This is a genomic window from Chlorobiota bacterium (assembly GCA_016710285.1).
Lineage (GTDB): Bacteria > Bacteroidota > Ignavibacteria > OLB7 > OLB7 > OLB7.
Map to the genome: position 1 here is coordinate 2,218,492 of JADJXR010000001.1, position 23,242 is coordinate 2,241,733.

Annotated in this window: 16 protein-coding genes; 9 read left to right on the top strand and 7 right to left on the bottom strand. The window is 58.5% G+C overall.

Features of this window, described 5'->3' with window-relative positions; translation table 11 throughout:
• Positions 1–15 precede the first annotated feature (15 nt).
• The 3 genes from IPM61_07990 to IPM61_08000 all read right to left on the bottom strand — a co-directional run bounded on the left by IPM61_07990 (position 16) and on the right by IPM61_08000 (position 2,512).
• Positions 16–618: a hypothetical protein gene (locus tag IPM61_07990; GenBank protein MBK8911259.1), complete on the bottom strand. Its 603-nt coding sequence runs from the start codon at positions 616–618 to the stop codon at positions 16–18.
• A 79-nt stretch (positions 619–697) separates the two neighbouring features.
• Positions 698–1,663, bottom strand: coding sequence for an SMC-Scp complex subunit ScpB (scpB, locus tag IPM61_07995; protein MBK8911260.1), 966 nt, complete (start codon positions 1,661–1,663; stop codon positions 698–700).
• A gap of 117 nt (positions 1,664–1,780) precedes the next feature.
• On the bottom strand, positions 1,781–2,512 hold the full coding sequence (locus tag IPM61_08000; GenBank protein ID MBK8911261.1) for a segregation/condensation protein A: 732 nt from the start codon (positions 2,510–2,512) through the stop codon (positions 1,781–1,783).
• Positions 2,513–2,700: 188 nt separating this feature from the next.
• On the opposite strand from IPM61_08000, the gene IPM61_08005 reads away from it, so the two are divergent.
• The 5 genes from IPM61_08005 (at position 2,701) to IPM61_08025 (ending at position 7,176) form a co-directional block, all read left to right on the top strand.
• Positions 2,701–3,240, top strand: a complete 540-nt coding sequence (locus tag IPM61_08005; GenBank protein MBK8911262.1) for an RNA polymerase sigma factor — start codon at positions 2,701–2,703, stop codon at positions 3,238–3,240.
• A gap of 42 nt (positions 3,241–3,282) precedes the next feature.
• Positions 3,283–4,605: a hypothetical protein gene (locus IPM61_08010; protein MBK8911263.1), complete on the top strand. Its 1,323-nt coding sequence runs from the start codon at positions 3,283–3,285 to the stop codon at positions 4,603–4,605.
• Positions 4,606–4,905: 300 nt separating this feature from the next.
• The gene (gene gatC / locus IPM61_08015) at positions 4,906–5,208 is read left to right on the top strand and encodes an Asp-tRNA(Asn)/Glu-tRNA(Gln) amidotransferase subunit GatC (GenBank protein ID MBK8911264.1); all 303 of its coding nucleotides are present in this window, start codon (positions 4,906–4,908) and stop codon (positions 5,206–5,208) included.
• Positions 5,209–5,266: 58 nt separating this feature from the next.
• The gene (gene kdsB, locus IPM61_08020) at positions 5,267–6,025 is read left to right on the top strand and encodes a 3-deoxy-manno-octulosonate cytidylyltransferase (protein ID MBK8911265.1); all 759 of its coding nucleotides are present in this window, start codon (positions 5,267–5,269) and stop codon (positions 6,023–6,025) included.
• Between the two features lie 8 nt (positions 6,026–6,033).
• On the top strand, positions 6,034–7,176 hold the full coding sequence (locus IPM61_08025; protein MBK8911266.1) for an LD-carboxypeptidase: 1,143 nt from the start codon (positions 6,034–6,036) through the stop codon (positions 7,174–7,176).
• Positions 7,177–7,227: 51 nt separating this feature from the next.
• Here the strand turns inward: IPM61_08025 and IPM61_08030 are convergent, their stop codons facing one another.
• Positions 7,228–8,763 (bottom strand): phosphotransferase, encoded by a 1,536-nt coding sequence (locus IPM61_08030; GenBank protein ID MBK8911267.1) that lies wholly within the window; start codon positions 8,761–8,763, stop codon positions 7,228–7,230.
• A gap of 123 nt (positions 8,764–8,886) precedes the next feature.
• Between IPM61_08030 and IPM61_08035 the strand changes: the two genes are divergently transcribed.
• Positions 8,887–9,777 (top strand): cation transporter, encoded by an 891-nt coding sequence (locus IPM61_08035; protein ID MBK8911268.1) that lies wholly within the window; start codon positions 8,887–8,889, stop codon positions 9,775–9,777.
• A gap of 109 nt (positions 9,778–9,886) precedes the next feature.
• On the opposite strand, the gene IPM61_08040 is transcribed toward IPM61_08035, so the two are convergent.
• From IPM61_08040 to rsmB, 3 genes are all read right to left on the bottom strand, one after another.
• Positions 9,887–11,890, bottom strand: coding sequence for a T9SS type A sorting domain-containing protein (locus IPM61_08040; protein MBK8911269.1), 2,004 nt, complete (start codon positions 11,888–11,890; stop codon positions 9,887–9,889).
• A 126-nt stretch (positions 11,891–12,016) separates the two neighbouring features.
• A complete protein-coding gene (locus IPM61_08045; GenBank protein ID MBK8911270.1) occupies positions 12,017–13,018 on the bottom strand; it encodes a hypothetical protein in 1,002 nt (333 codons plus the stop codon).
• 122 nt (positions 13,019–13,140) lie between these two features.
• Positions 13,141–14,541, bottom strand: coding sequence for a 16S rRNA (cytosine(967)-C(5))-methyltransferase RsmB (gene rsmB / locus IPM61_08050; protein ID MBK8911271.1), 1,401 nt, complete (start codon positions 14,539–14,541; stop codon positions 13,141–13,143).
• A 240-nt stretch (positions 14,542–14,781) separates the two neighbouring features.
• On the opposite strand from rsmB, the gene IPM61_08055 reads away from it, so the two are divergent.
• From IPM61_08055 to IPM61_08065, 3 genes are all read left to right on the top strand, one after another.
• A complete protein-coding gene (locus IPM61_08055; GenBank protein MBK8911272.1) occupies positions 14,782–15,603 on the top strand; it encodes a hypothetical protein in 822 nt (273 codons plus the stop codon).
• A 93-nt stretch (positions 15,604–15,696) separates the two neighbouring features.
• On the top strand, positions 15,697–19,536 hold the full coding sequence (locus IPM61_08060; GenBank protein MBK8911273.1) for a hypothetical protein: 3,840 nt from the start codon (positions 15,697–15,699) through the stop codon (positions 19,534–19,536).
• Positions 19,537–20,059: 523 nt separating this feature from the next.
• The gene (locus IPM61_08065; GenBank protein MBK8911274.1) at positions 20,060–23,170 is read left to right on the top strand and encodes a hypothetical protein; all 3,111 of its coding nucleotides are present in this window, start codon (positions 20,060–20,062) and stop codon (positions 23,168–23,170) included.
• Positions 23,171–23,242: the final 72 nt, after the last annotated feature.

The following is a 23,242-nucleotide window of genomic DNA, read 5'->3' on the forward strand; positions in this document are numbered from 1 at the left end:
AGGGTTGTTCCCGGTTTACATTCCCACCGACTTCAGGGCCTCCACTTCTGATTTCCCCAGCTGGCGTTGCAGCCGGACTTCCTGCAGCTGCTGGTAGCTTCCCCCTTTGCGGGCAAAGGTAAGAATGCTGGCATCGGACATCTGGACCGGTTTCAGCGTGGAGTATTCCAGCCCGGAAAGGAGCGTTTTGTTCTCCTTGAATTTCATTTTGGAAAGCTCAAGAATGGCTTCCTCGCCAATCCCCGCCCCTTTCATTGCGCGGATGTCGTCGGCCCAGTTGGGGAGCGCGCCCATCTCCGTTAGTTGGGTCATGGCCGTTGGGCTAAGGCCCAGCGGCGACATCGCCTCGACGGTGCTTCCCAAGTCGAACTTCAGGTTCCGTTCGTGCATGCTTTTCACCATTTCAATCGCGGCGGCTTCGTCCAGCCCTGCGCGTTTTGCTTGGCCAAGCTCCTGGATTTCTTGGTCGGTAAGCTGCATGCTGCTTAGCTGTGCGGCTTTTTCCTGGCTGAAGCCTTGCTGGACCAGCTGCTGTTTCAGCGTCTCATCTTCGGCGTTTCCGCAGGCGATCAGGGTTGCGGCAATCAGCGCGGCCAGTAAGCGTAGTTGGGTCTTCATCGGCGTATCGGTTGGTTGATTCAGTGTTCAGGTTTTGGCGTGCGTGGGGAAGAAAAGGCTGAAGGAAGGGGGGAAGGTTCTATTGCTGGGGAACCTCTTCCGGCGCGTTTGCTTCGGCGTGATCCGTGGCGGTTTCTGCTTCGGCAAGCTGCGGTCCTTCTGGCGTGGCGGTGGCTTGGTCCGGCGTGTTTCCGGCCGCGCCAACGCGTGCCTCGATTTCGGCAACCTCGGTGGCCTCGTCAACAGTGATAACCTCGGCACGTTCGGCGCTGAAGGCATCTTCTTCCATCAGCTCCTCGATCTCGCGCAGTTTTGGCAAATCTCCCACGTTGTTCAGGCCAAAGCAGCGAAGGAAATCATCGCTGGAGCCGTAAAGAAGCGGGCGGCCCACCCCTTCGCTTCGCCCGGTGATTGCCACCAGGTTTTTCTCCAGCAGCGACAGCAGAACTTGGTCGCAGTTCACCCCGCGAATCTGCTCGATCTCCGGCTTAGAAACCGGCTGGCGATAGGCGATAATCGCCAACGTTTCCAGCGCGGCGGGGGAAAGCCGGCGGCGGAGTTTTTCTTTGGAGAGCATGGCCACCCATTCCCCGTACTCGCGGATGGTGGCGTACTGGAACCCGCCGGCAACCTCCACAATCCGGAACGCACGCCCCGATTCATCATACTCAAGGTTCAGTTCCTCAACCAGCCGCCGGATATATTTCTGGTTGATCGTCTCCGTTCGGCCACTGCGCGATGGCCGCCCGGCAGAGCGTGCCTCGGCTTCCTCGAACGCTTCGGCAAGGTCCTCGGCTTCGGCCTCAAGGCTTTCCTCGGCTGTGGGGGGCTGCTCGGGATTCTCGGTTGGTTTGGCTTCTTCGGTTCCGTTTGCTTCGGCGAACAGGGGTGGGGGTTCCTCGCGGAGTTTTCCGTCCGGTTGGTCGCCCAGGATCAAGCGGATCAGCATCCGTGGCGGAAGCGGTTCTTCGCTGGCAAAGATCAGTGCTTCCAGCACTGGCTTCAGCAGCTGTGGGTCGTCGGTGATGTATGGTTGTCGGGCCATTGGTTCAATGTTCGTGCTTCGGACAAGGGGGGAAGGGAGTTGTCTGGGGAGCGAATGCCCCCTTGCCACGGCTGTTCGGCGCGTGTTGCTGCGCCGCTGGTTTAGAGTTTGTACAGTTTAGAGTTTGTACAGCAGGATGTCCTCGAAGTTGTCATCCTGATGGAAGGCAATAAACTTATTTTTAATCAGTTCCAGCAAGGCCAGCATTGTGACGATAATTCCCATCCTATCCAGGCGGTCAATCAGTTCGAAAAACGTCACTTGCGAGCGTTGGTTGAAGATGGAAAGGATGTAGTCGGTTTGTTCTTCCACGGTGTAAGCAATCCGTTCCACAACGTGGATATCCTTCCGTTTGCGTGCGCGGTCCACGGCCTTCTTGAAGGCGGTCAGCAGGTCGAACAGGGTGACGTTCCGCAAGGTTTCTTCCGGGGTTTCTGGCTCAATCACCCGTTCATCGGCAAGGAAGTTTTGGCGGTAGAACACCAGGCGGTTCTCCTCCTCGCGGTTGCGTAGCTGCTCGGCGATTTCCTTGTACTGCTTGTATTCGATCAATCGGCGCACAAGCTCGGCGCGTGGGTCCTCTTCCTCCTCCTCGTTGATGCCCCGTTCCGGTTTTGGCAGGAGCATTTTGGCCTTAATCTGCATCAGCGTGGCGGCCATCACGATGAACTCCCCGGCCTGTTCCAAGTCCAGCATCTGCAATGCATGGGTGTACACCAGGAATTCCTCGGTAATCTGGGAGATGGGGATGTCGTAGATGTCAAGCTCATCCCGCTTGATGAAAAACAGGAGCAGATCCAACGGCCCCTCGAAGTTCGGCAGCGAGATAACGTACTGGGTAGCGTTCATTGCCGCGAAGATACGAGGGGGGGAGAAAAGAAAATTTCAGGGGGGGTGAGAATTTTTAGGGGGATCGGTGTCTTCTACAGTAGTGGGTTCAATGGCGATCCCAATGGTGGGCAGCATTCCGCCAGCGGTTTGGCGGCAGATTGATTCCGGGAGAAACAGCGGTGGCAGTAACGGCAGCGTCTTCAACCATGGCACAGCACGAAGCAAGCAACAGGGAGGATGAAATCCTTGTTGAAGGGATTCGTGCGGGGGATCATGCGGCCTTCACCACGCTGTTCCAGAAGTACAAAACGGGGATTTACCGCTTCTGCCTGCTGATGCTGGGGGATGCCCAAGCCGCCGAGGATATCTACCAGGACATCTTCCTGAATTTTTACCGCACCTGCCGCGACCGCCAGCCAATCCACAACGCACGGAACTACCTGTTCGGGGCCGCCCGCAATCGTTGCCTGCGGCATCTGGAAACAGCGCGCCGGATTGAGCCGATTCCCGACGAATTGGAGCTTGCTTCCGACGAAGACCAGACCGAGATGAGAGAGTATCTGGAAGCCGCGTTGCAACGGATTAACCCGGTGTACCGCGAAGCGTTCCTGCTGTTTGAGTTGGAGGATTATTCCTACGAGGAGATCGCCGCCCAGCTTGAGGTAAGCCGCGAAGTGGTCCGGAATCGGATTTACAGGGCAAAGCTGGCGTTGCAGAAGATTTTGCGCCCGGTGCTGGGGCGGTAGCGGAAAACAACCGGAACGAACACCGAATAACACTCTATCCAAATGACCATACAAGAACAGATCATCGCGCTGTTGAGCGGCGACCTTACCAACCAAACGGAGGCCGCCGAACTGCTGCACGTTCTATCGGTCTCGCCGGAAAAACGGGGGATGCTGATTGAGCAGATTCGGTTGGCACGCGGGTTTTCCAATGTGCGCGGAAGCGTTGCCCCACCCCCGGGAGCCGATGCGGCAATCCTGCAAGGGCTGGCCGGCATTGATGCGGCTGTTGGCACGGCGGCGGGTGCTTCGGCGGCTGCGGCGGTATCAGCATCAGCTTCAGCAACATCCGCCTCTATTGCTTCGCCGCTGGCTTGGTCGGCACGCCCTGCGGTTCGTGCGTTGGTTGCGGGGGTGCTGCTGGTTGCGGGTGTGGGGATCGGCTATCTGCTGTTCAACCGAACCGAGATCATCAACAATGGAACGGCGGCGCAGGTGGCGCAACCGCACGAAGTGTGGGCGGCTGGCGAGGTTGATTCGGTTGCGTTGCTTCGCGGACACGTTGGGGAACTACAGCAGCAGCTTGCCAGCACTGCCCAGCAATACGAATCCGCGCGCGTCCAGATAGAGGGTTTGCGGAATCGCCCTGCGCAGCTCCGCACTGTGGTGCTGCGCGACACCGTGTGGGTTTCTTCTGCCACGCCGGAATCGGCAACGGCTCCGGCATTTGTGGCAAGCGGGGATACTTCGGCTGCGGTGCAATCATTGCCGCTTTACGGTGCTCCGCATCCGGCGATTGTGCTGGATAGCCTTCTGCTTATCAACGCCCCCACCATTGCCATGCGTTCGGCCACGGTGGCCCCGGCAGCAAGCGCGCCAAGCAATTACCGCTGGCAAGTGGGGCTGCGCAATCACTTCCGAATGTCGCTGCCAAAACTGAGTGGATTGCCCAATCTTCAAAACACCCTGACCGACCGCGAAGGCTTTATCAGCTACGCCATGCAAAGCCAAGAATCGTTGCCGCAACTGAGTGCTGGCGCGGCTGTGGGGGAGACTCAGTTTGGGCTGATGTACCACACCAATACCGGCGGGGCACGCACCGACACGGTGTTCCTAACCACGCCAATCCTGAATTACGGTCGCCTTTGGATTGCCCCAACCCTGTTCAACATCGGGGAATCCTTGAATGCTTCGTTGGAGCTTGGCGGAGGGGGAACCCAGATTGGGCCGTTTGGCACCGCAGGGGTGGCAATGGAGTATCGCGCAGGGGAGCGGGCCACGCTCCACGCCGGGGTTTCCTCCTGGTTCCTTTGGACCAAATTCCGCGACCAGCTGTACACCAGCACCAATCTGAACGGCTCCATCGGCATCGCCTTCCGGTGGTGATGCTGGGGCGATGGTGGTGTGGCTGTTACATCTGCAAATTTTTTTTTTGCAAAGGGTTGCTTTCTCCTTCACGACAACAGTATATTTGCCGTCGAAGAGTCCGGGGCACCAACACCTGGCCTTCGTTCGGGACTTTAGAGTTTGGGGTGAGCTCTCTAGTCCTTTGGGAACTATACTGTGTGGGGTGAGCGGTATAGTTCCGTTTTTTTCCAGAGTAGCACCGTTATCGTAACGGTGCTACTCTGTTTTTTATCCCCGCCCTCTGATTATCTTCGATCCCACAACACTCAGAATCAAGCCATGTCCCAGATTACTTCCGATCAAGTCCAGCATATTGCCCGCCTGGCAAAGCTCCGGTTCACGCCGCAGGAGTTAGCGGATTTCACCGCGCAATTCAACCAGATCGTTTCCTACGTGGAGCAGTTGGAAGAAGCCAACACCGAAGGCGTGGCCCCGATGACCAGCTCGCTGGAAGAACTTAACGTCATGCGTGACGACACCCCGGGAACAATGCTTCCCCCAACCGAAGCCTTGCGGAACGCGCCGAAGAAGACCGAAGGATTCTTCAGCGTCCCGAAAGTGATTGGGGAGGTTGAGGAGTGATTCCCCCGGGGGAAGCAATCCAGAAATCGCAACCGTGGACCAACCGCTGCAGCAACCGATGAACGTTCTGGCCGTGATCCCCGCCCGTTTTGCCAGCAGCCGGTTTCCGGGCAAACCCCTTGTGCCGATTGCTGGCGTAAGCCTTATCGAGCGGGTGTATCGGCGCGTTTGCCAGGCCCGCTTGGTGGACCACCTTCTTGTTGCCACCGACGACCAGCGAATCCTGGACCACGTCCACGGGTTTGGGGGGAATGGGGTGATGACCCGCCCCGACCATCCCAGCGGATCGGACCGGATTGCCGAAGCCGCCAAGCAGTACGGCCAGGCCGATGTGGTGGTGAACGTGCAAGGGGATGAGCCGCTGGTGGAGCCAGCCCTGATTGATGCCATGATTGATGCCGTGTTGCCAGGCACGTTCGGCTGCGCAACTCCGGTTGCCCCCATCACCAGCCCACACGATCTGCTGAACCCAAACGTTGTGAAAGTTGCCATGCGGGATGATGGCGTTCCGCTCTATTTCTCCCGAAGCCCAATCCCCCACTGCCGGGGGAAAAAGCCGGAGGAATGGTTGGCCGAAGGGGCGTGGTTCCGGCATATCGGCCTGTACGCTTACCGCGCCGAAGCCTTGCAGCAGTTCGTGGCCGCGCCCCCCGCAATGCTTGAACAGATTGAGCAGCTTGAGCAACTGCGCATGATGGCCCTGGGAATCCCGATGATCTGCGTGAAAACCAACTACGCCAGCATTGGGGTGGATACGCCGGAAGATCTATCCGCCGTTGAGCAAGCCCTGGCCAACCTTGAACGCTCCGCCGATTGATTGCGCCAATGAACAACCGCACCCGCCGAGGTTTCCTTCGCACCGCCGCCGCCACTGCCGTTACTGGGCTGCTGGGGGGCGCGCTTTTGCCGGAAACGCTCCGTTCCCAGATTTCGCCAGATACCACCGGCATCCTTCCCGACACCAGCGCGCCGAGGCGAACACCACGCCGGCGAAAAAAGGAAGAGCCGCGCCCCCTGCTGAAACCCCCGATGCTGAAGCCTGGCGACACGATTGCCCTTGTTGCGCCGGCAAGTGGAGTCAGCCGTGGGGAGATTCTGGAGGCGACCGAGACGCTGAAGCGGCTGGGGTTTGCGGTGAAAACAGGGAGCCATCTGACAAAAGATTTCGGCTACCTTGCCGCGCCGGATCAAGAACGTGCTGATGAATTCATGCGGTTTATTGCCGATCCAGAAGTGAAATGCCTGATGGCGGTGCGCGGCGGCTACGGCGTGATGCGAATCCTTCCACTGCTTGACTTCGAGGCGATTCGCGCCAACCCAAAAATCATCATCGGCTACTCGGACCTGACCGCGCTGGTCAATCCAATCTTCCAAAAATCTGGTGTGATTGCCTTCCATGGCCCGGTGGCCACCTCCACCTTCGACACCTACACGCTGGATTCCTTCCGGCGCACGGTGATGTCCAATCAAGCGGCGGGGACGTTCGATGAAAGCGAGGAATTCAGCGGAATCCGTTTCAGCGAGGCACGCGCCGCAACGATTGTCCCGGGCAAAGCGCAGGGGCGGCTTGTGGGGGGGAATTTATCGCTGGTGGCGGCACTGATGGGAACCCCCTACCAGATTGACCTGCGGGGCAACATCCTCTTCCTGGAAGAAATCGAGGAAGAACCGTACCGGATTGACCGAATGCTGATGCAGCTTGCCCTAAGCGGAAAATTAGGGGAGTGCGCCGGCGTTGCGCTGGGGCGGTTCACCAAATGCGAGGCACGCACCCGGGGAGGGGAGTTTGCGGTGTCGTTATCGCTGGAGCAGGTGCTGCGGGGGATTCTGGAACCGTTGCGGATTCCCACGGTGTACGGGCTTCCAATCGGGCATATCAAAAGCAAGCTGACGATTCCGGTGGGGGGGCTGGCCACGCTGGATGGCGATGCCCGCACCCTTACGCTTGATGAAGCCGCGGTGGGGTGATTTTTTGCAAGGCCGATGCTCCACCATTGGCCTTGCATCCACCCGGATTCCCTACGATTGCACGCCACCAGCCGAAGGCCAATTGCCCGATTCGCGGTGGCGCACTTCAACGATTGCGGCGGGGAAGTGCTTGCCCAGATAATCCCCCAATCGCTCCGCAAAATAGACCGACCGATGCTGCCCGCCAGTGCACCCAAACGCAAGGCTGATGTCGCTGAACCCGCGCCCCAGATACGCCGCCACCGACCGCTGGGCCAAACCGCAAACGTCCTGCCAAAACTTCTCAACTTCCTTCTCCCGTTCCAAAAACTCCACCACCGCCCGGTCCTTCCCCGTCAGGCTTTTGTACTCTGGGTATCGCCCGGGATTGTGAAGGCTGCGGCAATCGAACACAAACCCTCCGCCATGCCCGGTCCCATCCGCCGGATACCCGCCACGCTTGTAGCTGAAACTGGTGATGTGAACGGTAAGGCCGCGCTCCGGCAATCCCTGCGCCGTGGCTGATGATTGGGGTGATGGATCCGTCACCGCCCTTCCTTCCTCCTTCCCTTCATTCAATGCTTGGCAGTGGATGACGGCAGCGGCAAGTGCTTTGGTGATTTCTGGAAGTTCCACCGGCAGCCCGTCGGCGAACAGCTGGGTGATGTTGGCCAGGGCGTAGGGGATGCTGGTAAGAAAATGCTCCTTCCGCTGGAACCAGCCCCGGTAGCCATACGCCCCCATTGCCTGAAGAATCCGCACCACCGCGAACCCGCGAAACTGGTAGCGGAACTCCGCCCGATCCACCGGAACCAACTCCTCCAAAGCGTCCAAGTACTCCTCCACCATCTGCTGGCGCAAGGCCGGGGGGATTGCCGCTTTGGCATCGAACAGCAGCGAGGCAACGTCATACGGCAACGCACCGCGCCGGCCCCCCTGATAATCAATCAGCCACGGCTCCCCGTTGCGCACCATGATGTTCCGCGACTGGAAATCGCGGTACAAAAAATGGGAACGGTCCGCCGTTAGAAGGAAATCGCACAGTCGCCCAAAATCTTCCTCCAACCTCCCCTCGTGGAATGGAATCTGGGCCAACTTCAGGAAGTGATATTTGAAGTAATTCAAGTCCCACATCATTGCGTGGCGGTCGAACTCCGGATGCGGCCACGCCACCGAATAATCAATCACCGCCCCACCGCGCACCTGAACCTGGGGAAGCAACCGCAGCACGCGGTGATAAAAGGGAATCACCTCTTCCGGGAATTGGCTGCCGGTGCGCATCTGGCTCAGCAGGTCGAACAATGTCACATCCCCCAAATCCTCCTCCAGATAGATCCCCGCCGCCTCATCAGCTGCATAAATTTCCGGAACCGGAAGCCCCGCCAAACGGAGCGAACGCGAGTAAGAAAGGAACGCCCGATTCTCCTCCGGCTCGGGGCCGAACACCCCAACAGCGGTGGTCCCATCGCCGCCGATAAGCCGATAGAGTTTGCGGTCCGAGCCGTCGGCCCGAAGGTTCTGGATGGATGCTGCCGGGAAGCCAAAGGCACCGGCGAACAGCGCGGAAAGCCGGGCGTGAAGCGATGCAGGGTCGGTTGTGGATTGCATGGTGGGAATCTACGGCGGAGCAGTCGGATGGGCAACGATGGTGGCCACAGGGTGTTCTCTCTATATTGCCCCCGCGTCGTGCCTTCCGCACAATTTCGGTTCACTGTTATTCTCGCGCTTGCTGTGTCGCTAACCCGTGTCACCTCCGTTTCGCTGGCAACCAACGTGCTGTTGTTCGCGCTGAAATTTTGGGGATTTCTGATGAGCGGTTCGGTCGCCCTTTTTTCCGATGCCATGAACTCCCTGTTGGATGTTGCTTCCTCCACCGCCGTGCTGGTTTCCGTTCGCGTTGGGCGCAAGGCTCCGGACCGCGAGCACCCGTTTGGCCACAGCCGTGCCGAGCCGATTGCCGGGTTTGTGCTGGCGGTGATTGCCTGCGTGTTGGCGGTGGAGGTCCTGCAGGAATCCATCGTGAAATTCCTTTCCAAGCACGACCACGAAGTAAGCCCGTGGCTGTTCGGAATCCTTGGGGTGGCAATCGCCAGCAAGCTGGTGTTGGCGGGGTGGCAGCAGCGTGTTGGGCGCGCAGCCGGAAGCCCTGCGGTGCTGGCAATGTCGGTGGATTCCCGCAACGATGTCCTCTCCTCGCTGGCCGCGCTTGCTGGCGTTACTGGCGCGGCGGTGGGATTCTACCAAGCCGATGAAATCGCTGGGTTGATCGTTGGCATTATCATCCTGATTGGCGGGGTTCGGATCGTCCGCGAAAATCTTGATATGCTGTTGGGCCGTTCCCCTTCCGATAGTGTGATTGATGCGGTGCGGCAAGCGGTGGCGGCGGTTGCGGGGGTGCAAGCCATCCGTTTTTGCCGGGGCCATTATTTGGGAAGCGAACTCCATTTCGAGATTATCATTGCCTGCCACGGGGACCTTTCAACAGCCAAGTCGGCACAGATTGCCGACAATGTTCGCCTTGCTGCCGAACGGGTTCCCGAAGTCAACGTCGCCTTCATCCACGTTGACACCGTGGAAGGTCCCCACCACTATCCTGAGTTGCTGAACGTGCTGGATCGGTAAAACTGAGAGTTGAAATTGGGGATTAAAATTGGCGATGGGATGCGCCGATTCCCCGGAGGTTATCCGGAGCCATCTGCGCATCCCATCGCCGTGGTTTCTGCGTGAATGGTTACTTGCCTGTAATCACTATTCGCCGCCGCAACACTCTGTCCGCCGACTCCAGTTGCACGGTGTAGGTCCCCGGGGGGCAGAGCGAAAGGTCCAGCTGCATCACCCCGTGGGCGCGTGCGCGGAACGGAGCCGAGTGGACCTCTTCGCCAAGCATCGAGAAGACCCGCAACGTCACCGCCGGATCGTTGTTCAGCGATTGCATATTGGCGGCAACCATAAACCGGCCATCGGTGGGGTTGGGGTAGATCGTGAAATATTCTTCATCGGCTGATGCTGGCGTTTCCTGCGGGGCATCGGTGGTGCTGGCAACGGTGAAAAACAGCTCATCGTAGCTCCCAAAATCGGCACGCAAATCGGTGGCGTTAATCAGCACCTTCCCCTTGCTATCGCGCAAGCTGTAGCTCCCTTTGGTTGCGCTTTGGGAGAAGAAGAACCAAAGCCCATCGGCAAACCCTTCGTCGTTGATGCGGAACCGGTAGCCGCCGTTTGGCAGATTGACGGTGTCGCGGTAGGTGACGTTGTCCTCCAGCCCCGAGCGGTCTAACATCACCGTTCCATCCAGCGCGGTGATGGTGTAGCTGATGCCGTTGGTGGTCTCGCCAGCGTAGTCGGGGATGTCGTCGGTCCGGACCGACACGTACATCGTGTTGGCGAACGTCCGCGCCGGGGTGAAGTTCGTGACCACGTTGCTGTTGCCGGCGTACTCATCGGCAACGCCGTTCACCTGGCTAACCACCGCTTGGAACGTTCCCGCTGTGGTGCCAAGATCAATCCCCGGCAGCGCGATTTGGGCCGATTCCAAAAACTTCAAATTCCCCGTCCAGTTGAACGTGTTGTCGGTGGAGCCGTTGATGCCGTAGCTAATCATCAGCTGCGTAAGCGGTTCTTTCCCCGTGTTCCGCACCACAATTGTTGGCGGCGCGCCGCTGCAAATCGGATTTAGGCGGCGGAAGCGGTACTCGTTGTTCGGGGCTTGCACCTCCACAATCTCTGCATCGTTCTGGAAGTTCGGCTGGCCGGCGGACATCACGTAGGCGTAGATGTAGTACGATGCTGGCTTATCCGGGACGGCGTTAGTGTAGGGTTCCATGTTGTAGTCAATCACCACGGAATCCTCCCCCTGAATCAGCGGGGTAAGATCGTAGGTGTACGGGGTGACTTCCAACCCCGGGCACCACCCCGCGCGCGACAACCACCACGTTCCCCCTTGCGGGAAGGTTGGGTTCCGCCCGCAGTCGTCGCGCCACAGGTAGTGGCTGAAGGCCTGCTTGCCGTTGATGGCAACGGTGTGCGTTTTGGGGGAGAACTCGGCGGCGTTATCGGTCCCACCAAAGCCGTGGCCGGTGGTGGTGATTTTCAGCGTTGTCACCCCCGCGTTGGGGTTCACCGGAAAAGTTTTTGGAACCAGCGCGTTCTCGATGGAGTTGCTTGGGTCGCCGTAGCGGAAGCTGCCGGCATAGACCTTTTCCACGCGATAGATATCCATCGGCGGAATCCCCTCGGTCATCTCGAACCACAGCGTCAGCAGCGGGCCACGTTTCCAGCCATCGTAGAATGTTTGGATTTCCACCGAGTCGCGGAACAGCGGCGCGAAGTCGGTGACATCGGCCCTCCATTCAAGCTCGGTCCCCGCGCTGAAAAAATTCCCGTAGGCGGTGATTGCCCGCGAAATCTCAATCGCTTCTTTGATCGGGTTCCCCAAGGTGTCCTGCTTCCCGGTTGGGCGCAGCGCGAAAACCTGCGTGGTGTAATCGTAGTAATCATCCCCGGTCTGGAAACCGGTGTACCGCATCTTGTAGTGAAGGATGATTTTACGGAACCGGTGGGTGCTGTCGGGAAATCCCACTTTGACCGTCTTGCGGTCCTGAATATCCCAACGGTGCTCGGTCAGAACGGTGTCAAGAATAACGTTCCCCTCTTGGGCACGCGCCACAACAAGCGGAATTGCCAGCATCGGCAGAATGAGCAGGGCCAGCGGCCACGGAAGTCGCAAACGTATCATGGTTGAAAATGGAAAAACGGTGAGAATGGAGAACTGGCAGAGCGGCAAGCACCGCCCAAACAAGGCCGGGGCAATATAGGAATTGGCTCAAAAGAAGCTGCGGGGAAGCACCCACACGAATGGTTGCTACTCGGCAAGGCTGATTGGCGTAACCGACACCACCGGGGCGATCTCCCAAACGGTGAGCGGCCGGGCCGGGTCGCGCTGGGCATCGTTGCGGATGCCGGGGTCCCGCAGCCCGTTGAAAAACATTCCCCCTTCCACCACAACTTGGCGCGGCGTAATCCAGCGCCATTCCGGGGTTGGGCGCGTGCCAACTGCGTCGGATAGCTGTTCGCGCGCAATGGTGAACTCATCCTGCAACGCCGCGCCAACGCCCCACAGCGGGCCGGGGATGCGGGCAAAGATCATGGTGGCCGTTGCGGTGTCGGCAGTGGTTCCCACCAGCAATTGCACCTCGCGGTCGTTCTCATCGGGCGATGCGCTGTCGTAACGGATCCCATGCAGCCAGCAAGTGACGGTGACGTTCCGCCGCTCCTGGTCGAATCGTTTTGCCTGCGTGTTCTTTCTATCCCCGGGATAAATCCCGTAGCGAACCCGCACCTCCCCTTGGTCCGGCAACGTGCGGAGCAACGCCCCAAGCGTGGCGAACGCCTCGAACGGGGCAATCGTCCCGGCAGGGGTTGTGGCCACGGTGCGGCGGACGTTTGCACGCCACCCGGTTGCCGGAGGAACCACAAATTTTGGAGAAACTTTCGGCTCCCGACGGCTTCGCGATGCCGAGGCTGATGCTGCCGGCGCGGCGGTTTCTGGCGCAGCCGGTTTGGCGGCTTCGATTTGCTGCTTTGGCTTGGGTGCAGGGCGGCGCGGTGTCCGGTGCTGTTTCTGCTTGTTTGTGGCGTGCCGTTTCCGGTGGAGTTTCTTCCGTGATTTCTTCTTGGATTTCTTCCGCGACTTCTTCTTGGATTTCTTCCGGTAGGATTTATGCTTCTTCCGCTTCTGCGAAAATTTTTTGGTGGGGGCCGGGGAGGATTGGCGCGGCACAGAGGTTCCTTCCTGTGCGGCAGTAATCAGCGGCACAATCGCGAACAGCAGTGTTAAGAACCAGATGAACCGTCGCTTCAGCATTCCGCAGTTGGTAAGGAACAATGGGCTGCCAACTTAGGGAAGCAGCCCACAACAATCAAGTGGCAGGCGCAAAGAATCTGAGGCATGCCGGAAATGCTCACCATTCCGGCCAATCGTTCCGGCTATCCCTTCCGCCGCAGCCGTGCGGCAAACATTCCGTCCAATCCGTGGCGGTGGGGAAGCGTTTGCATGAAGCCGTCTTCGGTGACAACCGCTGCCGGAAGCCATTCCGATGCTGGCTCCAACATGAACTCAGGATGATCGGCCAAGAAGGCTTCCACCACTTCTTGATTCTCGCGCCGCTCAATCGTGCAGGTGGAGTAAAGCAACACCCCGGCGGAGCGCACCAGCTTGGCGGCGTTTGCCAGAATCGCACGTTGCAGCGCGGCAAGCTGCGGGATATCCTCCGGCTCCCGCTTCCACTTGATATCCGGCTTTTTGCTGAGGGTTCCCAGTCCGGAGCAGGGGGCATCCACAACCACAAGGTCGGCGGGGGGAAGGGTGATGGTGCTGGCATCGCCAACGGAGGTGTGGATTGTTTCCGCCAAGCCAAGTCGTTCGGCGGTTTCGGCAATCAATTTCAGTTTTGGCTCGTACTTATCCAGCGCGATAATCTCACCATTTCCATTCATCAGCTCGGCCATTGCGGTGCTTTTTCCGCCCGGGGCGGCGCACAGGTCAATCACGCGAATGCCCGGGGAAGGGGCGGCAAGGTGGATTGCCATGGCCGCTCCTTCATCTTGCACGGTGAACAAGCCTTCGCGGAACGCCTGGTTTGCCGTGATGTTGAACGTCCCCTCAACGTTCAGGATGGAAGGGAGCCACGGGGAGCGCGAGGTCTTGATCCCTTCGCTGGCAAGGCGTTGCTCAACGGCTTCGCGGGTGGTGCGCAGAAGGTTGACCCGCAAGGTTAGCCGTGGGCGTTGGTTGTTGGCTTCCAGCAGGTGCTCGGTTTCGCGGATTCCGAACTCCTCAATCCAGCGGCGCACCAGCCATTGCGGGTGGGATTGCATCGCCGCAAGGTAGTAGGAGGGTTCGCCGGAGCGGTCGGGCCAGGTGATTGCGGAGATTTTTCGGATAACGCTCCGAAGCACGCCGTTGACAATCGCCGCCGATTTCTCCCCTTTCAGCCGTTTCACAATCTCCACCGATTCGTTGACCGCTGCCGAGTGGGGGATGCGTTCCAGAAACATGATCTGGTAAAGCGCGACCCGCATGGCGTTTTTGACGATGGAGAGGCATTTGGAGAATTCGCCGTGGTAGAATCCGGTCAGCACCCAATCCAGCCTTCCTCGCCAGCGAAGCACGCCGGTTGCAAGCTCGCCAAGCAAGCGTTTGTCGGCATCGGAAAGGTCCGATTGGCTAAGCTCGGCCCCGAGAAGTTTATCAAGGTAGGCATCGCTTCGTTCAACGCGGGTTAGGATTTTCACGGCAATGCCGCGTGCTGTTCCGTAGATGTGGGGGGCATCGGGGCGTTCGGCACCGGTGGCGGATTCGTGATGTTGCGGTTTGGGATGATTCATCGCGGTTCTGTGTGTGCGTGTGCGTGACGTTCGTAGCAGTTGCAGGCTCTTTATCGGAACCAAGACGGAACAGGCTTTACCCGACAAGAAATTAGGATGCAGCAGGGAAGGGCGATTCGGTATATTCACCGGCGCAGCAGCCGAAGCAGATACGGCGGCACATCAATGTTCGTAACTGATTTCCTGCTTCGTGTGTTCATCTGGCAACCATTTTCTGCACCGTAACTGACAACAATCGCCATGAAATTAGTGCAGCCTTCACCGCTTGGGAAACGCATTGTTGCGTCGCTTCTTCTTGCGTTCGTGCTTCTGCCCGCCGTCGTGCGGGCGCAATCCAACCCACTTGACCAAGTGATTAAGGTCTATCCACGTGTTGGGCTGGAAGTGGGGTTGTCGTCGGCATGGCAATCGGGGGAGTATCTAACCGGATGTGGGGATTTTAAAGAAGGAGCGGCGATAAACGGGGTGATCGCGCTGGCGTACGACCACCCGCTCAGTGGCGAAAAATTCCGGTTCGAGGCATTGCTTGGATTCCAGGGGCGAAGCCTTAGCAGCAGCTACAACTCGCGGGAGAATGTTCTGTTGAACACCAACAACGGGTTGGTCCGCACCGATGTTGATTTTGAGAATCTGGGGGAGTTCAACACCAGTATGTTCTTCTTCCTTCCGTCGTTGAAATACTATTTAGCGAAGCCGGTCTATCTGGGCGTTGGGGCAAGCGGTAATTTTGTGACCGGTGCTTCCAGCCAGTACACCAAAAACATCTTGTCGCGGACGGTGCTGATTAACGAGTTAGGGCTTTCCGATGTGTACTATGCCGAAAGCGAATCCTCCGACCCGTATTCAAAAGTCTATCCTGCGGAACAGCGCGACGATGTCAGCGGGTTCACTGCGGATCTTGTGTTGTATGCCGGGCTAGAGTTCCCAATCACCGAAAGCAAAAAACTTCGGCTTGGGCCCCGCCTGATGTACACCCTTCCGCTGACGATGCACGTTGGCGACCCCGAGCTTCGGCTTAACTCATTCCAGATTCTGATTGGCGGGCGGTACGTGCTGGAGTAAGCCAGCCGCCCCCGTGCTGTTGCTGCGTTGTGGCATTGCTGCCATTCGCTGCGCCGATATACTTCTTCCGGTTCCAACATCCAACTACTGATTATGACAGGTTCTACCCAATGCCTGCCGCCATGCACTGCGCTGTGGCGGCAATGGTTGTTTGCGCTGCTGCCGCTTTGGCTGCTGGTAAGCGGAGTGCTTCCGGCACAAACCATTGTGAACGTGGGCAATCCGTACATCCAGGCGAATATCACGAAGCAGCAGAAGTCCGGGAAGTTCTGGATAACGGCGGGGCCGGAAGGGAACACGACGCGCTTCCTGTTCCGGGGAAGCGAGCAGATCACCAGCCATGTCGTGTTCCGGATTGACCAGCCTGGGCAGGCACCACGCTTCTTCTGTAACGTCCCTTCCCCCTGGATGAACCCTCGTCCAAAATATCAGGGCCAGGACATCCCATTCATCCCCTATGATAGCCTGTATCAGTCGCCCGATACGGCAATGGTGATCTGGAACAACGTGGGGGGATATGAAGTGAAGATGCGGTGGGTTCCGGAGAAACGGCTAACCCCGTACGATAACGGGGCCGATATGCTGATCGAGTGGCAGTACGAAAAGAAGGCCTTCAACAACGTCACGTTAAGCATCGTGCTGATGCTGGACGGCGTGAACAGCGACGCAACAAACCTTAGCGGCGGGGCGGGCGATCAATCATCCATCCTGACCAGCGATGGTTATTTCCCGGTAAACGTTCCCGGGAAACGCTTCGGCAACACCAACGACAACACCGACCGTATCCCCGATTTCTACCACATCGGGAACTTCATTTATTCCCAGCCCTTAAACACTATCTACCCGATTCATCGGCTGCGGGGAACCAGCCATAACGGGGCCCCGCTAACAACTCCATCGCTGTTTGCCATTAGCGATTGGCAACACTTGTGGGACGTGGCATGGGACCTGCCGCCAGCGGTTGGCAATAACAGCATGGTGGATTGCGCCACCTTTGCCCGCTGGGAAAACCTTGCCGGAAGCGGAACCGTCCGCACGGCGTTTGGGCTGAACAACAAAGCGGGGAACGACCTGTACACCTGCCGCGACTCCATCCTGTTTGTTGACATCCGCGCCAAGCGGCTTGTGACGCAGAAGGTGAAGAACGGCCCATATACCCCAAACCAAGTGCGGGTGGATATGTGGATCACCAACCTGAACACGCAGTTCGACATCGCGCCCGAAATTCGCTTGCAGGTTCCCATCCAATCTTCGCCAAACGGGACCCAACGGCTGACCTTGGACCCATCCACCCCGGCAAAGCAATACATCCAACTGCAAGAACGCTCCACCGGAAAACTGACGTGGCTTCTGAACATTGACCCTGCCTCGACAGATACATTGGTCAGGCTCCGGTTCTACCAAAAACCGGCCACCAACAAGGCGGAAAAATTGTTCCGCGATGGCTGCGAACCGTTGGTGACGGTGATCGGATTCCAGGACCCACCGGCGAACCCGCCGCCCGATACGCTAGCCCCAATCCTGGAAGCCACCGGGTCCGGACGTGCCGAAACTGCCTACTGGAACTTCCGCACCTACGACCGCCACCTCGGGTTCAACTACGACTCCGGCATTGACAGCATCCAGATTGTCCGCAACGACAACGGCAATTTCAAGTTGGACATCGCGCCGCAAAACTTCAACCGGTGCGACACCAACGTGACGCTGAACATGGTGGCCAGCGTGGTGGATACCGCCAAGCCGGGCCATCTCGAATTTTGCATCTTCGACTGCAAGGGGAACCGCGTGTGCGATACCGTGATCTACTCCCCCCGGCCCGATATTTTTACGCCAACGATTGATTCAATCTATGCCCCCTACGTGGTTCCGTTCTGCAATGCCCGCGTGTATGAGGTCTTCCTAAGCGACAGCATCAACCAGGAGCCATCGGCGGGGGATAATGGGTTCGGCACGATTGAGGTTGTTGGAACGCCGATAAACTTCACGCCGGTTGAAATCAACTTCGACCGTGGCGGCGCAGCGGTCCAGCCGTTCGACAAACGCGCCACCTTCCGCACTTCGGTGGTTGATTCGATGCAGGATGGAAGCATCCGCATTCGCGTTGCCGATTTTGCCGGGAACGACACCATCCTGACGTTCACCTACTGCACCCGCCCCGACACATTGCCGCCAGTTGGGAAGGTGGTTCCCATTGGCACAACCGGGCAGCAGTGGCAGCTTGAAGCCAGCGATTCGGCAGCGTGGGACCGTGGGCTTCAGGAGCTTGCGGTGCTGAGCAATCTGAACAACAACATCACCTTCAATGGCCAGGACCCCGCAAGCGTTGCGTGGCCAGTGGTGCCGGGGATGCGGTCGTTCATGGGGCTGGGAACATTCCAAGTGGTGGATGATAAAAACGATGCCGAGCTGGTGCTGGTGATTCGCGACACCTACTACGGAAGCGACCCCGCACGCCATGCCGACACCGTGACCATGCGATTCCGGGGAACGCCCGACACGCTGGCCCCGAACTTCACCGATGCAACCTTTGCGCCGGACCCGGGAAGCAGCGGAATGGTGGCTGATATTGAGGTGAACGACATCCATTATCTGAGCAACAACGACCTGTACCCGTACGATCTGGGGCTGGCCACGATCGCCGTTGACCCAGCCCGCACCACGCCGAATATGCGGGTGCGCCCGTTGCGGCCAATTGCCTTTTCCGCCGGCGATGCCCGCACCACATTCCAGATTGAGGTGCTGGACACGCTGGCAAGCACCATCCGCGACAGCATCTGTTTCCAGGCAACGGACCTTGCCGGGAACACCTCCACGCGTTGCTACTACTACCCCGTTGTCCCCGATTCGCGCAGCCCGATTTTTGTGGGGCAGCTTTCCAGCGACCGAAGCAGCCTTACCGGAATCGCCACCGATTCCCGCCCGTACGACCGCGGGCTTGGCTCCGTCACCATCGAGAACCCCGTGAATCTTGATCCGGGATTTTCGCTGACGAACCTTCGCGGTGCTGCATCGGCTTCGGTTCTGGTTGCTGTGGTTGATCCAAACAAACCGGTGTCCGGAACCCTGGTGATTCGCGACGTGATTGGCGACGCAACCACTTCCCCCGAGCTGACGGCCATTCATATCCGGCGCATTCCGTTCTACCTTCCCACCAGCGGCTTCGCGCTGAAACTGCCACCGGTGGTGGAGGGGGAGATAGAGTTCGACGCGCCGATCATCGTCACCGATAGCTTTCCGGGAGGGGCGGTCAGTTCGGTGGTGTTCGATGTTGAGTACAGCGGACTTATCAGCTACGTGGGGGCGCGGAACGCCACCGCCACCGCCACCGTTACTCCGGCGGGAGCAGGGGTTTTGAAGATGGATGTCCGAATGGCAAACCGCTTGTACAAGGTTGGGGATACGGTTGCGGTGCTCCGGTTCGCCACGCTGAAATCTACCGAGGTGACGGAGTTCCGCGTGACGCTTGTCCCGGGCGCACAGGCGGTGAATGCTGGCGCAGGCACCACCTTCACCGATGCCGCAGCGAACGACACGGCAACATCGGTGGTGATGCTTCCTGCTACTTTCTTCAAGCCATCGTCCGACTCGGTGGGATATCACAACGGTAACTGCGAGCGGGTGCTGGCCACCACCGGCGGCAACCTGAAAGCAACGGGGCTTGCGCTGCTCCGCATCAGCCCGCAGCCTGCCGGACTAAGCGGCGGGCGCACGCTGCAACTGATGATTCGCGAGCTTCCCGCCAGCGGTGCTCGCCTGGAGCTTGTGGCTGCCGACGGCTCCCTTGTCGAGACGATACGACTGGAGCAAGCCGCAGGGGAAACGGTGGCCGGGGTGGAGTTCACACTTCCGCCAACGATTGCCCCTGGCATCTACTTCCTGCGCCTAACCGGAGCAACCGGGGTGGATTGGGGAAAGGTGATCGTGACAGAATAACGCGGTGGCCGCAAGGTGAATCGCACGGGGAGTTCCGGGGTGCCGGGACTCCCCGTTGTGTAAGGTCAAGTCTCTATGATTCATGCATAGTATGCCCTTCCCGCACTCCTCAAAAGACGGTGTTGTATGCCCGAATGCAGCTTTGTTGCCCGACACAGAAAAAAGGTATTGATCTATCACTGCATCGGCCTTGCCTCATCTACTTGGGCGGAGTACTTTTGCTCATAAATCTTTTGGCGACGCGATACCAGCTTCACACACTTTTCCTGCAATCGTATGAGATCGCTCGATCATTACCTGTTTCGGCAGGATTCTTGCAATCCTGTTTCCACGAGGGCATCCGATTCTCACCTTCGGGTGGACGGTTCGGATTGGCCGTCGGGCAGCTACCGTGTTCGGATACAAATCGGGGAAACAGTGATGAGCAGCACGTTCATCCTGCGTCGTTAATCATCAACACGCTATGCACCCTCGGCACGGGAATGTGCCGAGGGTGCGTGGCATTTTTTCTCTAGAGGTCGTGATGAAACGACAAATAGTGATGCTTCCACTTGTGTTGTGGGTGACAGCAATGCTTCTCCATGCCCAGCAAGAAGGGAATATCTGGATTACCGTCAACGTTGGAATAGACTTTAATACTACCCCACCAACTACGTTCCCAGGATTGAGTGAACCGACAGATGTTGGTGAAGGGATTGCCAGCACTGCCAACCGTAGCGGGAGACAATGGCTCTTCTATACCAACGGCCAAGAGGTCTGGAATCGCAATCGCACAACGATGCCCAATGCGAACTGGGCGGCTGGAAGACTTTTAGGGAATACATCATCCTCACAATCGGCACTCATCCTTCCCGATCCTGCCGATACCATGCTCTACTATATCTTCACCGCCGACTGGCAGCCATATTATGATGATTCCGCAGGGGTACAACGGCGCGGCGTGAATTACTCCGTGGTGGATATGCGGCGCGATGGTGGGTTGGGGGATGTCGTGCAAAAGAACATCCCACTCTTTAAGCCTGCCACCGAAAAACTTGCCGCCACCCAAGATTGCACCGGCAAGGGCTACTGGGTGCTGGCCCATGGCTGGAATGATGACCGCTACTATGCCTACCACGTCAGCGACACTGGGATTGCCGGACCGGTCATCTCCCGCACTGGGGTCAACCATGAGTATCGTGATAAAAGAACCGACAATGCTCGTGGCTACCTGAAGATTTCTCCCAACGGAAAGAAACTTGCTGCGGCAATCACCCGGGATGGAACGATTGAGTTTGCTGATTTTGACAATACTACTGGCATTGTCTCAAACTCCCAACTCATTCCCATCGGGAACGCAACCTTCGGCTTGAGTTTTTCTCCAAATAGCTCAAAATTGTACATTATCCACCACTACTTCGATAAAGATTTCCGCGATAGCCTCTTCCAATTCGATCTCAACGTCCCCGATTTCTTGTCCACGAAAACGTTGATCGCTACCTATGATGTCGTGCATAAAACAGGGACGTTCATCTGTCTGCAAATCGCCCCGAATGGAATGATCGTTGTTGGGGGACCGGGGCATTACCTTGCAATGCTTGAACGCCCTGATGAGCCTGGGCCACAGTGCCGATATGTGGAACGTTGGCTGGACTTGAAAGGGGCATCGGCGGTAGTCCTCCCCAACCTCGTTGACAGCTGGTACGACCCCAACCCGATCCGCTGCTTGCCGCCACAAGCACGCTTCTCCCTCAGCGATTCGGTGCTTTGTCTTGGGGGGTGTTTCCGCTTGCAAGATACCTCGCGGCCATCGGCAACCTTCGGTCCACCTTCCGGCAGGCTCTGGCGTTTCCCGGGGGCAACCCCCGATACCTCAACCCTCCCAATCCCTCCGCCCCTCTGCTACGATTCACCCGGGACCTACACCGTGGAACTGGTCGTCTTCAACGAGTTTGGCACCGACACCGCACGTGCCACCCTTCGTGTGGTTGCCCCGCCAACCGTCAATGCCGGACGCGACACGGCCATCTGCCCGGGCGATACGCTCCAACTGCAAGGGAGCGGCAGCGGCACGCTCACGTGGGCGTTCACCAACGATCTCTCTTGTTGGAATTGCGCCAACCCGATTGCCGTTCCACGCCAATCGGCCAGCTACATCCTTACCGCCCGCAACAGCAACGGCTGCGTTTCCCACGACACCATCACCGTCACCGTGGCCGACAGCGGCAGCCTGCGCATTGACCCCGTTGAAAGCATCTGCGCAGGCGAAAGCCTCACCCTTCGCGGAGTCCTTTCCAATGGATCACGGTTGCTAGGCTGGACCCCAAGCACCGGCCTTGACTGCGACACCTGCACAGCAACGCAAGCAACGCCAGCCAGCACAACGCTCTATCACCTGCGTGCTGTCACGGCCTGTGGTGCTTCGCTGGTAGATTCGGTGTTGGTGGTGGTTCACCCGCAGCCTAGCATTCGCCTTGCGATGCAGGGGAAACCGGTGCTTTGCGCAGGCGAATCCACCACACTGGTTGCAACCGCCGACTCCGGGGACGTGCAATGGACCCCAAGCACCGGTCTTAGCTGCGACACCTGCCGGACAACCACAGCCAATCCAACCCAAACAACCACCTACACCGCAACGGTGAGAACCACCAACGGCTGCACTGCCCGCGACAGCATCACCGTCAGGGTGGCATTGCCGCTGTTGGCAGTGGCATCGGGCGACACGGCGATGTGTGGTGGCGGGGTGGCACAGCTGAGTGTTTCCAGCAACGCAGCGGGTGCGCAAATTCGTTGGACCCCGAGCGTTGGACTCAGCTGCGACACTTGCGCCACGCCAACCGCCAGCCCAGCAGCAACCACCACCTACCGTGTGCGGGTGGAAAGCCAAGAAGGCTGCTGGGTTGAGGATAGCGTCACGGTGAGGATCACCCCCGCCGAGCAGCGGAAGTTTTCGATTGGCCGTGACTACCGTGTTGGTGTTGGCGGAACGAGTGAGGTGAGCATCGTGACCGAGGGAGCATCATCGAGCATGATGACGGGGATTGAGTTGGTGATGGAGTGGAACCCGCGAGTGGTGAGTCTGGCAAAGGAGTGGGGAACCGAAGGAGCGGCGATTGGCCAAGCAACGATTGGCTGGAGCCTGACGGTGAGCAGTGACAGCCTGGGGAAAGTGCGAATGCTGCTGGTTCCGCCCGGCGGGCAGGGTCTGTTAGGAAGTGGTGAGGTTGCACGGCTGAAATTTGGTGGGTTTGTTGGAGACTCAGTCGTGAGTGAGTTACGACTCAGCGGAAGCGTGGAGCCGATGGAGTGCCGAACGCTGTCATGGGTTCCGGGTCGGATTGGAGTAGATTCGATTTGCGGATTGAGTAATCGCTTGATGGAGGTTGGTGCGTCGGGGTACGCATTGCACCCGAACCACCCGAACCCGTTCAACCCGACGACGGAGATAGAGTTTGAGTTGGGGTTATCGGGCTGGACAGAAGTAGAGATCAGCGACAGCCGTGGGTTAGTGGTGGAGCGGTTGTTCGTTGGGGAATTGGGAGAAGGGGAACACCGGATGGTGTGGAACGCGAATCGGTTAAGCTCCGGTGTGTATTACTGCCGGGTCCGAAGCGGAAGCTGGCAAGCAGAGCAAGTGCTGATTGTGGTGAAGTAATCGGTTGACGGTTCAGAAACAGCCCAGCGGGGCATGGTGTGCCATGCCCCGCTGGGCGTTTGCATTGCGCAT

Bases quoted from the DNA above. Each gene is read 5' to 3' on its own strand.
- IPM61_08065 (MBK8911274.1), top strand. From the start codon at position 20,060: ATGAAACGACAAATAGTGATGCTTCCACTTGTGTTGTGGGTGACAGCA.
- IPM61_08000 (MBK8911261.1), bottom strand. From the start codon at position 2,512: ATGAACGCTACCCAGTACGTTATCTCGCTGCCGAACTTCGAGGGGCCG.
- IPM61_08005 (MBK8911262.1), top strand. From the start codon at position 2,701: ATGGCACAGCACGAAGCAAGCAACAGGGAGGATGAAATCCTTGTTGAA.
- IPM61_08040 (MBK8911269.1), bottom strand. From the start codon at position 11,890: ATGATACGTTTGCGACTTCCGTGGCCGCTGGCCCTGCTCATTCTGCCG.
- IPM61_08010 (MBK8911263.1), top strand. From the start codon at position 3,283: ATGACCATACAAGAACAGATCATCGCGCTGTTGAGCGGCGACCTTACC.
- IPM61_07990 (MBK8911259.1), bottom strand. From the start codon at position 618: ATGAAGACCCAACTACGCTTACTGGCCGCGCTGATTGCCGCAACCCTG.
- IPM61_08055 (MBK8911272.1), top strand. From the start codon at position 14,782: ATGAAATTAGTGCAGCCTTCACCGCTTGGGAAACGCATTGTTGCGTCG.
- rsmB (MBK8911271.1), bottom strand. From the start codon at position 14,541: ATGAATCATCCCAAACCGCAACATCACGAATCCGCCACCGGTGCCGAA.
- IPM61_08045 (MBK8911270.1), bottom strand. From the start codon at position 13,018: ATGCTGAAGCGACGGTTCATCTGGTTCTTAACACTGCTGTTCGCGATT.
- IPM61_08025 (MBK8911266.1), top strand. From the start codon at position 6,034: ATGAACAACCGCACCCGCCGAGGTTTCCTTCGCACCGCCGCCGCCACT.
- scpB (MBK8911260.1), bottom strand. From the start codon at position 1,663: ATGGCCCGACAACCATACATCACCGACGACCCACAGCTGCTGAAGCCA.
- gatC (MBK8911264.1), top strand. From the start codon at position 4,906: ATGTCCCAGATTACTTCCGATCAAGTCCAGCATATTGCCCGCCTGGCA.
- IPM61_08030 (MBK8911267.1), bottom strand. From the start codon at position 8,763: ATGCAATCCACAACCGACCCTGCATCGCTTCACGCCCGGCTTTCCGCG.
- IPM61_08060 (MBK8911273.1), top strand. From the start codon at position 15,697: ATGACAGGTTCTACCCAATGCCTGCCGCCATGCACTGCGCTGTGGCGG.
- kdsB (MBK8911265.1), top strand. From the start codon at position 5,267: ATGAACGTTCTGGCCGTGATCCCCGCCCGTTTTGCCAGCAGCCGGTTT.